Below are 9,940 nucleotides of genomic sequence, written 5' to 3'. Positions count from 1 at the left end.
GCCGGTCAGCGGCGCCGAGCTGTTGGCCAGCGTTTCGCCCGACCAGGTGCAACCGGGGTATGACCTGAAACCCAAGCAGATCCTCTATGCGGTACATCGCGCCGACGGCGAGCGGCTGGCGGTGATGGCCGACCGCGCCTCGGCGGTGGCCGCCGCTCTGGCCCACGAACTCGCGCCCGTCTCGGTGCACTGAGGTTCGCGACGCCTTCCCCTAAGCCGCCGAGGAGCGGGTCACCGGATCCTGCACCAGCAGCGCATGGAGGGCGTCGGCGGAGCGGGCCTGGCGCAACTGGCGGCGCAGGTCGGCCTGGCGCAACACCCGCGACACTCGGGCCCGCGCGCGCAGGTGCTCGACGCCGGGGGCGTCCTTCGGCGCGAACAGCGCGAAGATCAGGTCCACCGGCTGGTCGTCGACGGCGTCGAACGCCACCGGCTGGTCCAGCCGCACGAAGACGCCGCGCAAGCGGGTCAGTCCGTCGATCTGGGCGTGGGGGGCGGCGACGCCATGGCCGACGCCGGTGGAGCCGGCCTGTTCGCGGCTGGTCAGGGCGTCCAGCACATCGCCGGCCTCGAGCCCGAAGTTGCGCGCGGCGATCTCGGAGATCACCGCCAGGGCCTGGCGCTTGTTGGCGGCGCTGACGCGCAAGGCAATCGCGTTGCGATCGAGAAGGTCGCCGATTTGCATGGGTCTCAATAAGCTCGCATTGCCGTAACGCCCCGTGCCCCAACGCCCCGTACCGCAACGCCCCGTCGTCCTGACGGTCCGTCCTCCTGACGGTCCGCTTCGACGGGCGGTTGAAGCCTGATCGGACCTCGCCGGATCCGTCGGATCAGGCCCCGTCCGCCTTGGTTCGCGCCGGGTCGATCCAGCCGATGTTGCCGTCGGGCCGGCGATATACCACGGACAATCCGCCATGCGCGGCGTTCCTGAACACGATTGTTTGAGATTCAGTCAGGTCCAGTTCCATCACCGCCATGGAAACGGTCATGGCGCCGATTTTCTTCTCCGTCTCGGCGATCACCAGGGGTTCGGGGAAGGCGGCTCCGTCTCCATCGTCAGGCTCATCGTCGCCGTCGTCGTCCGGCGCCTGGAGGATGTAGTAGGCGGCGGTCTCGGCCTGGCGGGCCAAGGCCTGGGGATGGTGATCCTTCAACCGGTTCTTGTAGCGGCGGATGCGCTTCTGCATCTTGGCGATGGCCGCGTCGAAGGCAAGGTGCGCGTCGCCGCCCAGGCCATGGGTGGTGAGCTGCTGGCCTGACGCCAGGGTGACGGCGCAATCGACCTTGAAGGCATGGCCCTCGCGGCTGACCACCACGTCGGCGGCGCCGCCCTGGCGGTCGAAATACTTGCCGATGCTGGCGGAAATTTCGTCGGCGACCCGCGCGCGCAGGGCCTCGCCGACGTCGAGGTGTTTGCCGGTGACTTGAACTTGCATGTGAAGATCAACGCGCCGGGCCGGGGAAGGTGTCAAGCGATCGGCAGAACCTCGAGAAGTTCATTGATCGCGCGGAGGATCAGGCCTGCGGCCAGCACCAGGACACCGCCGCTGAGGCCTGCGAGGCCATAGCCGAGGAGCGCCATCAGCCCATCGCGCTGCACCAGCGCTAAGGAGAGCATGCTCACAGAGGCCGCCGGCAGAATGTTGCCGAGCGGAATCGGCAGGATCAGCACCAGGGCCAGGACGGTGCAGACCAGCCCGATCACCCGATGGCCCCAGGTTCCGAACAGAATCGGCAGTCGAGGCCGCGACACCGCCTCCACCCATTCCAGCGCTCCCAGGACGCGCGGAAGGCCGCGTCGGAGGTCGGCCGTGGCGATGGTCTGCGCCCGCATCCGCGCCGGCAGCCAGGGCGCGCGCGACCCGCCAATCATCAGTTGCGGCGCCAGCAGGACCAGAGGCGCGCCGAAGATGGTCGTGCCCCCCGGCGGGAGCGGCAGGATGCAGGCGAGCCCGAAGACCAGCAGCAGGGCGCCCATTGCGCGGCCATCGAATCGCTCCATCAGATCGCCGACGGAAACCCGTGGGTCGGCCTGCTCGGAGATGTCCCGCAGGATCCGCGAGAGGGGTTGGTGGACTTCGGGATCTATAGGCATCACCGTTCATCTGGGGGCGGGCCGGCGCGGCGCCAAGAAAATTCGGCGCCAGACCCTGTCCGGGCGGACTTGAATCGCGTCAGCCGGGAAGGAACAGGGTCGTCGCTGATGCCTGGAACCCTTCTCCTCTTCTCAGGCTGAGCCAACCTGGGTGGGAAGGGGTCTACGCCAGTTCCTTGAGCCGCCGCCGTCGTTCAACCGAGGAGGGAATTCGCATGGCCTCGCGGTATTTCGCCACCGTGCGCCGGGCGATGTCGACGCCGGCCAGCTTGAGGATGTCGACGATGGCGTCGTCGGACTGGACGCCGGCCTCGCCGGCCTCGGCATCGACCAGCTGGCGAATCTTGTGGCGCACGCTCTCGGCCGAATGGGCCTCGCCCCCCTGCGTCGCCTGGATCGCCGAGGTGAAGAAGAACTTCATCTCGAAGACCCCGCGCGGGGTGGCGATATATTTGCCCGAGGTGACGCGGCTGACGGTGGATTCGTGCATGCCGATGGCGTCGGCGACGGTCTTCAGGTTGAGCGGCCGCAGATGCTCGACCCCATAGACCAGGAAGCCGTCCTGCTGGCGGACGATCTCGGAAGAGACCTTCAGGATGGTCTTGGCCCGCTGGTCGAGGCTCTTGACCAGCCAGCTGGCCTGGGCGGCGCAGTCGGAGACGAAGGTCTTTTCCTGATCGCTGCGGGCCGCCGCACTGACGCGGGCATGGTAGCGCTGATCGACCAGCAGGCGCGGCAGGGTGTCGGTGTTGAGCTCCACCAGCCAAAGGCCGCCCAGTCCCTCGCGGACGAAGACGTCGGGCGCCACGGCCTGCACCGGCTCGCCGCCGAACGCCGCGCCAGGGCGGGGCGTCAGCGCCCGCAGCTCGGCGACCATCTCGCGGAGGTCCTCGTCATCGACCTCGCAGGCGCGCTTCAGCGCCGCCATGTCGCGCTTGGCCAGAAGCGGCAGGTTGGCCAGCAGCGCCGCCATCGCCGGATCGTAGCGGTTGCGGTCGATCAGCTGGAGCTTCAGGCACTCGGCGACGTCGCGGGCGCAGACCCCTACCGGCTCGAACCCCTGCAGCACCGCCAGCACCCGCTCGAGCAGGGCCAGGTCGCAGCCCAGCCGCTCGGCGGTCTCGGTCAGGTCGGCGCGCAGATAGCCGCCCTCATCCACGGCGTCGATCAGGACTGACGCGGCGGCCGCCTCGGCGCCCTTCAGGCCGGCGGCGGACAGCTGGTCGTGCAGGTGTTCGTTGAGTGTCCTGGCCCGGGTCAGGGCGCCTTCAAGGGCGTCGGAGTCGCCCTCAAAGGAGCCGCCGCTACCGGCCCGGGACCAGTCCACCGAGCCCCCGGCGTCGGCGCCGCCCAGGTCGCGTTCGGCGTCGCCGGTGGCGTGCTCGCCGGGCGAGGCCTCGTCGTGGGCGGCGTCCATCTCGGCGCGCGCGCCGGCGTCGTCCATGCGGTCGGCCGCGGCGTTGTCGGCGGCGGCCTCCGCCGGCGCCTCGGCCTCGGGCTCGGCATCGCGCTCGTCGCGTTGCAGCAGGGGATTCTTTTCCAGTTCGGCGTCGATGAAGGCGTCGAGCTCAAGGTTCGACAGCTGCAGCAGCTTGATCGCCTGCTGCAGCTGGGGCGTGATCACCAGCCCCTGGCCCTGCCGGAGCTCCAAACGCGCGCTGAGCGCCAAAATTGCCCCCTGGCCTGTTTCTTGCTGGGGACCTTAGGCGCGCGAACGCCACCGATTCGTTAATGCCGCCGGTCCAGCCGACAGGCGGCTCAGAAGGTTCGTTCGGGCATGTCCCTCAGTCGCGGCAGCGCCCTGTCCTTGTCCGACAGCACGGGGTCGCCATCGAGCGGCCAGGCGATGCCCAGGTCCGGGTCGTTCCAGATCAGGCCGCCCTCGAGCTGAGGCGCATAGTCGCCATCGACCTTGTAAAAGAGCTCGGTGTCGTCGGTCAGGGTGACGTAGCCGTGGGCGAAGCCGCGGGGGACCCAGATCTGCTCGCCGGCCTGCGCGGTCAGCGTGGCGCCGGCCCACCGGCCGTAGGTCGCCGAACCGGGCCGGATGTCGACCGCCACGTCGTAGATCGCGCCCTTGAGCACGCGAACCAGCTTGCCCTGCGCGTGCGGCGCGGTCTGGAAATGCAGGCCGCGCAGCGTGCCCTTGCGGGCGTTGAACGCCTGGTTGTCCTGCACGAACCGGGTGTCGACGCCGGCGGCGAGCAGCGCCCTGTGGCTCCAGGTCTCGGCGAACCAGCCGCGCGCATCGCCATGCCGCTTGGGCGTGATAAGCAGGACCTCGGCCAGGGCCAGGGGCGTGATCGTCGTCATGGGGGCTCGTATGGGTGGGAGTGAGCTTTCGGATGGCGCGCGGCGCGGCGATTGGCAAGCCCCTCAAGGCCGCGGCGGTCCCGGCGGTCAGCCTGATCATCGTGGTCTACGAAAGCGGATCAACTCTCGAGCGCTGCCTGGCCTGTGTGGCCGGCCAGACGTTCACGGACTATGAGATCCTGCTGATCGACAATGCCTCCAGCGACCGGGTGGCCCAGATGGCGGCGGCGGCCGATCCGGCGATCCGCCTGATCGAGAACGCCGACAACCTGGGGTTCGCCGCCGCGGTGAACCAGGGCGCGCGGGCGGCGCGCGGGCGGTGGCTGGCCCTGCTCAACCCCGACGCCTTCGCCGCGCCCGACTGGCTGGCCAGGTTGGCGGCGGCGGCCGAGGCGAACCCCGCCGTCGGCTGCTTCAGTTCCCGCCAGCTGATGGCCGACGATCCGACGCGGCTCGATGGACTTGGCGACGTCATGTCGCTGGCCGGCTATCCGTTCCGTGGCGGCTTCGGCCATCGCGATCCCGGCGCGCTGGAGCCCGGTTGGGTCTTCTCCGCCTGTGGCGGGGCGATGCTGATCGACCGCGACCTGTTCCAGCGGCTCAGCGGCTTCGACGAGCGGCTGTTCTGCTACTGCGAGGACGTGGACCTGGGCTATCGGCTGCGGCTCGTCGGCCAGCCGACCCTGCTGGTCCCCGACGCGGTGGTGCGCCATGTGGGTTCAGCGTCGACCGGCGGGCGGCGCAGCGACTTCGCGGTCTTCCACGGCACGCGCAACCGCCTGTGGGTCTTCGTCAAGAACACGCCGCCGGTGCTGTTCTGGCTGACCCTGCCGCTGCATATCACCGCGACCCTGGTGCTGTTCGTACGCCACGCCACGCGCGGCGAGATCGCGGCGCCGGTCCGTGGGCTCGCCGCCGGCCTGCGGCGCATCGACGTGGCGCTCGGGGCCCGCCGCGAGGCCCAGGCCATCCGCACCGCCAGCTCCTGGCAGATCGCCCGCGCCATGACCTGGAACCCCCTGGACCTGCTGCTGCGCCGGGCGTTCATCCAGCGGTCTTCCGCGCCTTCGAGCCCAGCGAAGAGCCGACGGGGGCGCCCCGCCCACTGAGATGGAGGCCCCTCGGCCGGCCGCCCGCCGACCGCCCGCGGGCGGGACGCCGGCTTGGGCCTGCGGTCATTCGGGTCTAGGAGAAATCCCCAAGACTATCAAACACCGCGCGGGGGGCGAGCTTGATCGACGCGATCGACCTGACGAAAGCGCTGATCCGCCGGCCGTCGGTGACCCCCGCCGACGCCGGGGCCATGGATGTGGTCGAAGCGGCGCTGGCCGGCCTGGGGTTTTCCTGCCGGCGCCTGAGGTTCGGCGAGATCGAGAACCTGTACGCCCGGTATGGGACCGCCCGCCCCAACCTCTGTTTCGCCGGCCATACCGACGTGGTGCCGGTGGGCGACGCGGCCGCCTGGAGCCAGGGGGCGTTCGACGCCGCGGAGATCAAAGGCGTGCTGATCGGCCGGGGCGCCGTGGACATGAAGTCGGCCATCGCCGCCTTCGCCGCGGCCTGCGCCACGGCGATCGAGGCCGGAAAGGTGACGGGCTCCTTGTCCTTCCTGATCACCGGTGATGAGGAGGGCGTGGCCACCCACGGCACCAAGATGGTGGTCGAGGCGCTGGAGATCGAGGAGGAGGTTATCGACCATTGCGTGGTCGGTGAGCCCACCTCCAGCGCGCGGTTCGGCGACATGATCAAGGTCGGCCGGCGCGGATCGATCAACGTCGAGATCACCGTCCACGGCGTGCAGGGCCATGTGGCCTATCCCCACCGCGCGGCCAATCCGGTCCCGGTGCTGCTGACCTTGCTGCAGAGGCTGCAGACGCGTGTGCTCGACGACGGATACCCGGAATTCCAGCCCTCGAACCTGGAGATCACCCGGATCGATGTGCCCAACACCGCGACCAATGTGATCCCCGGGACCGCGAGGGCGCAGCTCAACATCCGCTTCAATCCCCATCACTCCGGCGCCGATCTGGCGGCCTGGATCGCCAGCGAGGCGCAAGCTGCGGGCGAGGGTTTCGAGGGCACGGTCGCCGTCGTCCCACAGATCAGCGGCGAAGCCTTTCTCACCGCGCCCGGCCCGTTCACCGAGGTGGTGGCGGCCGCCGTTCGCGCGGTCACCGGCTCAGACCCGGAGCTCTCCACCTCCGGCGGCACATCGGACGCCCGCTTCATCCGCGCGCTTTGCCCAGTGGTGGAATTCGGCCTCGTCGGGACCACCATGCACCAGGTGGATGAACGCGCCCCGGTGTCCGAAATCCGCCAACTTCAGGCGGTCTATGAGCGCTTGATCGCGGGCTATTTCACAGCATTCGCGGCGTAGTCGACGCCGGTCAGATAGAGCCCGTCGGCCGGCGCCACCTGGCCGCAGGCCTTGCGGTCGCGGGCGTCGAGCGCGGCCTTCAGGTCGTCCGCCGTCCAGCGGCCCACCCCGACCTCGGCGATCGAGCCGGTCATCGAGCGGACCTGGCGGTGCAGGAACGAGCGGGAGGCGAATTCCAGAACCACCTCACAGCTCTCGCGGCGCACCGCCGCCACGTCCAGCGTCTTCATCGGCGAGTTCGCCTGGCAGGCCAGGTCGCGGAAGGTGGTGAAGTCGTGGTGGCCGACCAGCACCTGGGCCGCAGCGTGCATGGCCTCGGCGTTCAGCGGCTTCTTCACATGCCAGACCCGCCCCTGGTCCAGGCCCGGCGGGCTGACCCGATTGAGGATCCGGTAGCGGTAGCGCCGCCCGGTGGCCGAGAACCGCGCGTGCCAGTCCGGCGCCGCCACCTCGGCCGCCAGCACCACGATCGGTTCCGGCCGCAGATGGGCGTTGAGCGCATTTCGCACCGTCTCGGCCGGCCAGTCCTGCTGGAGGTCGACATGCGCGGCCTGGCCGGTGGCGTGGACGCCGGTGTCGGTGCGGCCGGCGGCATGGACGCGCACGGTCTCGCCGCAGAAGCCGGTGACCGCGCGCTCCAGCGATCCCTGGATCGTCGGCAGGCCGGCCTGGGCCTGGAAGCCGCGATAGGGGCCGCCGTCATATTCCAGGGTGAGCCGATAGCGGGGCATCAGTCGAGCCTGGTCCCGGCCGCCACGGCCGCGCCGCGCAGGAAGGCCTCGGCGTCCTGCGGCCCGCGGCCCTCGCGCTGCACGCGCAACAGCCGCACCGCGCCCTGCCCCGTCGCCACCAGCAGCCGGTCGTCGAGCACCTGCCCGGGCGCGCCGTCGGCGTCTTCGAAGGCCGAGAGCAGGGCCTTGACCCGCACCGGCCCCCGATCGGTCGGCAGCAGGAACCAGGCTCCCGGGAACGGCGACAGCCCGCGGATCTTGCGGTCGATCTCAAGGCCCGGCCGGCTCCAGTCGATCCGCGCCTCCTTGGGCCGGATCTTCCTGGCGTAGGTGACGCCATCTGCGGGCTGCGGCGTCTCGATGGCCTCGCCGTGCTCGACGGCGGCCAGCGTCCGCGCCATCAGTTCGGCGCCGATGTCGGCCATGCGCTCGAAGATCGAGCCTGCCGTATCCAGCGACGATATCGGCAAGGTTTCCGAGGCCAGGATCGGCCCCTCGTCCAGCCCTGGCGTCATCCGCATGACCTGGACGCCGGTCACCGCGTCGCCGGCCATGATCGCCCGCTGGATCGGCGCGGCGCCCCGCCAGCGCGGCAACAGCGAGCCGTGCAGGTTGAACGCGCCGAACACCGGGGCGTCGAGCACCTCGCCGGGCAGGATCTGGCCGAAGGCCACCACCACCGCGGCCTCCAGGTCCAGCGCCTCGAAGGCGAAGATCTCGCCGGGGTCGCGCATGGAGGCCGGCGTGCGGACGATCAGCCCCTGGTCCAGGGCGAAGGCGTGGACCGGCGAAGGCTTCAGCGTCTGGCCCCGCCCGCGTGGCGCCGGCGGCTGGGAATAGACGCAGGCGATCTCGTGGCCGGCCGCCACCAGCCGGCGCAGGGTGGTCAGCGCGAAGTCGGGGGTTCCCAGGAAGGCCAGTCTCATGGCGCCGGTGTAGCCGCGCGACAGCCCGCGCGCAAAGGTCGCCCTAAGCGGCCTTGGCCTGCTTCCTGACCTTCTTCACGGCCTGCTCGCGCTTCAGCCGCGACAGGTGGTCGATGAACAGCACGCCTTCCAGGTGGTCCATCTCGTGCTGGATGCAGACCGCGTAGAGCCCCTCGGCCTCCTCTTCGATCGTCTCTCCGGCGTAGTTGAGATAGCGCAGCTTCACCCGCGAGGGCCGCTCGACCTCGTCGTAGATTTCCGGCACCGACAGACATCCCTCCTCGTAGGGCGCGGTCTCCTCCGAGGCCCAGAGGATCTCCGGATTGACGAAGAAGCGCGGGGCGTTCTCGTCCTCGGGACCGGAGATATCCATGACGATCACCCGCTTGGGCACGCCGATCTGCACGGCGGCCAGGCCGATGCCGGGCGCGGCGTACATGGTCTCCAGCATGTCGTCCATCAGGGCGCGCAGGTCGTCGTCGACCGCATCGACGCGCGCCGAGACCTTCTTCAGGATCGGATCGGGAACGACGAGGATGTCTCTAAGGGCCATGGGCGCGAGGTAGGGGGCCGGACCCCGGGCGTCAAGCCGACAGGCCCGGCGTTCAGGATTCGTCGCCGGCCACCAGCCGCACCTGCGGCGGCGTCTCCGGGGTCAGCTTGGCCAGCGGCCGGACCGCCTTATCGAGCGGTTCCAAGGGCTCGACCTTGCGGCCCTCGTGGTCGACCTTCAGATCCTCGAAGCGCCGCGCCTGGGTCAGAACCTGGGTCTCCAGCGAGCCGACGAACTGGTTGTAGCGCGAGACCGCGGCCTCCAGCGCCTTGCCGATCCCGCCCGCGTGGCCACCCATCACGGCGATGCGCTTGTAGAGTTCGCGGCCCAGCTCGGCGATCTTCTGGGCGTTGGCCGCCTGCTCCTCGACCCGCCAGCCGTAGACCACCGCCTTGCAGAGCGCGAACAGCGTGGTCGGCGTGACGATCACCACCCGCCTGTCCATGGCCTCGGTCATCAGGTCGGGCGCGCGCTCCAGGGCCGCGGCCAGGGCCGAGTCCAGCGGCACGAACATCGCCACGAAGTCGGGAGAGGCGTCGAACTGGTCCCAGTAGGCCTTGGCGGAAAGCCCCTGAACGTGGCCGCGCACGCTCTGCACGTGGCGCAGGCCACAGGCCTCGCGGGCGGTGTCGTCGGGGGCGTCCTGCAGCTCCAGGAAGGCGTTCAGCGAGCACTTGGCGTCAATCACGAACACTCCGCCGCCCGGCAGCCGCACGGTGACGTCGGGCCGGCGGCGGCCCTCCTCGGTGTCGGTGGTCGCCTGTTCATCGAAGTCGTAGCGGTGCGCCAGGCCCCCGGCTTCCAGCACATTGCGCAGGGTCTGCTCGCCCCAACGCCCCTGGACGCCGGCCCCGCGCCGCAGCGCGGCCGACAGCTTGCGCGCCTCGTCCTGGGTGGCGGTGGACGCCAGCAACAGGGCCGAGATCTGCGCCTTCAGTCCGCCGG

At 70.2% G+C, this 9,940-nt stretch carries 12 protein-coding genes; 3 read left to right on the top strand and 9 right to left on the bottom strand.

Features of this window, described 5'->3' with window-relative positions:
- The coding region (locus RMN86_RS05640) for a DUF1150 family protein (protein WP_309604856.1) at positions 1–193 on the top strand (193 nt) is incomplete at its 5' end.
- A gap of 18 nt (positions 194–211) precedes the next feature.
- Here the strand turns inward: RMN86_RS05640 and RMN86_RS05635 are convergent.
- The 5 genes from RMN86_RS05635 to rfbC all read right to left on the bottom strand — a co-directional run bounded on the left by RMN86_RS05635 (position 212) and on the right by rfbC (position 4,408).
- Positions 212–685: a PTS sugar transporter subunit IIA gene (locus RMN86_RS05635; protein ID WP_309604855.1), complete on the bottom strand. Its 474-nt coding sequence runs from the start codon at positions 683–685 to the stop codon at positions 212–214.
- Positions 686–830: 145 nt separating this feature from the next.
- Positions 831–1,436 (bottom strand): ribosome hibernation-promoting factor, HPF/YfiA family, encoded by a 606-nt coding sequence (gene hpf / locus RMN86_RS05630; RefSeq protein ID WP_309604854.1) that lies wholly within the window; start codon positions 1,434–1,436, stop codon positions 831–833.
- A gap of 32 nt (positions 1,437–1,468) precedes the next feature.
- A complete protein-coding gene (locus RMN86_RS05625; RefSeq protein WP_309604853.1) occupies positions 1,469–2,095 on the bottom strand; it encodes an exopolysaccharide biosynthesis protein in 627 nt (208 codons plus the stop codon).
- Positions 2,096–2,258: 163 nt separating this feature from the next.
- Positions 2,259–3,764, bottom strand: a complete 1,506-nt coding sequence (gene rpoN / locus RMN86_RS05620) for an RNA polymerase factor sigma-54 (RefSeq protein ID WP_309604852.1) — start codon at positions 3,762–3,764, stop codon at positions 2,259–2,261.
- A gap of 89 nt (positions 3,765–3,853) precedes the next feature.
- Positions 3,854–4,408 (bottom strand): dTDP-4-dehydrorhamnose 3,5-epimerase, encoded by a 555-nt coding sequence (gene rfbC, locus RMN86_RS05615; protein ID WP_309604851.1) that lies wholly within the window; start codon positions 4,406–4,408, stop codon positions 3,854–3,856.
- A gap of 32 nt (positions 4,409–4,440) precedes the next feature.
- Between rfbC and RMN86_RS05610 the strand changes: the two genes are divergently transcribed.
- Both RMN86_RS05610 and dapE read left to right on the top strand, forming a co-directional pair.
- Positions 4,441–5,517, top strand: coding sequence for a glycosyltransferase family 2 protein (locus RMN86_RS05610; RefSeq protein WP_309604850.1), 1,077 nt, complete (start codon positions 4,441–4,443; stop codon positions 5,515–5,517).
- 122 nt (positions 5,518–5,639) lie between these two features.
- On the top strand, positions 5,640–6,785 hold the full coding sequence (dapE, locus tag RMN86_RS05605) for a succinyl-diaminopimelate desuccinylase (protein ID WP_309604849.1): 1,146 nt from the start codon (positions 5,640–5,642) through the stop codon (positions 6,783–6,785).
- Here dapE and truA read toward each other — a convergent pair.
- From truA to RMN86_RS05585, 4 genes are all read right to left on the bottom strand, one after another.
- Positions 6,761–7,516, bottom strand: coding sequence for a tRNA pseudouridine(38-40) synthase TruA (gene truA / locus RMN86_RS05600; protein ID WP_309604848.1), 756 nt, complete (start codon positions 7,514–7,516; stop codon positions 6,761–6,763). The two genes, dapE and truA, sit on opposite strands and share 25 nt — an antisense overlap.
- The gene (gene fmt, locus RMN86_RS05595; RefSeq protein ID WP_309604847.1) at positions 7,516–8,442 is read right to left on the bottom strand and encodes a methionyl-tRNA formyltransferase; all 927 of its coding nucleotides are present in this window, start codon (positions 8,440–8,442) and stop codon (positions 7,516–7,518) included. Before fmt ends, truA begins: the two co-directional genes overlap by 1 nt.
- Before the next feature lie 43 nt (positions 8,443–8,485).
- The gene (def, locus tag RMN86_RS05590) at positions 8,486–8,995 is read right to left on the bottom strand and encodes a peptide deformylase (protein ID WP_309604846.1); all 510 of its coding nucleotides are present in this window, start codon (positions 8,993–8,995) and stop codon (positions 8,486–8,488) included.
- A gap of 52 nt (positions 8,996–9,047) precedes the next feature.
- Positions 9,048–9,940 (bottom strand): DNA recombination protein RmuC (locus tag RMN86_RS05585; RefSeq protein ID WP_309604845.1); only part of this gene is annotated, 893 nt, incomplete at its 5' end.

Source organism: Phenylobacterium sp., assembly GCF_031360265.1.
Taxonomy (GTDB): Bacteria; Pseudomonadota; Alphaproteobacteria; order Caulobacterales; family Caulobacteraceae; genus Phenylobacterium.
This window is presented reverse-complemented; position numbering and strand designations above follow the sequence as displayed.

Bases quoted from the DNA above. Each gene is read 5' to 3' on its own strand.
- RMN86_RS05635 (WP_309604855.1), bottom strand. From the start codon at position 685: ATGCAAATCGGCGACCTTCTCGATCGCAACGCGATTGCCTTGCGCGTC.
- hpf (WP_309604854.1), bottom strand. From the start codon at position 1,436: ATGCAAGTTCAAGTCACCGGCAAACACCTCGACGTCGGCGAGGCCCTG.
- RMN86_RS05625 (WP_309604853.1), bottom strand. From the start codon at position 2,095: ATGCCTATAGATCCCGAAGTCCACCAACCCCTCTCGCGGATCCTGCGG.
- rfbC (WP_309604851.1), bottom strand. From the start codon at position 4,408: ATGACGACGATCACGCCCCTGGCCCTGGCCGAGGTCCTGCTTATCACG.
- RMN86_RS05610 (WP_309604850.1), top strand. From the start codon at position 4,441: ATGGCGCGCGGCGCGGCGATTGGCAAGCCCCTCAAGGCCGCGGCGGTC.
- truA (WP_309604848.1), bottom strand. From the start codon at position 7,516: ATGCCCCGCTATCGGCTCACCCTGGAATATGACGGCGGCCCCTATCGC.
- fmt (WP_309604847.1), bottom strand. From the start codon at position 8,442: ATGAGACTGGCCTTCCTGGGAACCCCCGACTTCGCGCTGACCACCCTG.
- def (WP_309604846.1), bottom strand. From the start codon at position 8,995: ATGGCCCTTAGAGACATCCTCGTCGTTCCCGATCCGATCCTGAAGAAG.